The sequence below is a fragment of the Herbidospora sp. RD11066 genome (assembly GCF_054661255.1).
Genome location: NZ_BAAGDO010000101.1, coordinates 1 through 287, shown reverse-complemented (window position 1 = coordinate 287; position 287 = coordinate 1). Strand labels below are relative to the sequence as shown.

The window sequence follows — 287 nt, the reverse complement described above, 5'->3', positions numbered from 1 at the left end:
GCAGATGTAAACTCATTGAATCCAGTAGCGGTTAAGAAACCAGAGGCGAAAAAAGCAGTAGAAGAAGCTCTTAAAGCAAAAGAAACAGAGATTGATGCGAACAATGACTTAACAGCAGAAGAAAAACTAGCAGCTAAGGAAGAAGCTAAGGCAAAAGCAGATGCAGCTAAGAAAGCAATCGATGGAGCTGATACAGATATTAAGGTTGATGTAAATAGTATATCTGGTTTAAGTGATGTAAATTCATTTAGTCCAGAACCAGTTAAGAAATCAGAAGCTAAAAAAGC

General features: G+C 36.9%; 1 protein-coding gene. It reads left to right on the top strand.

Annotated features, from left to right (window positions below; all coding sequences use genetic code 11):
• Positions 1-287: DUF1542 domain-containing protein (locus tag ACYQ78_RS39460; RefSeq protein WP_459806115.1), on the top strand; the 287-nt coding region annotated here is incomplete at both ends.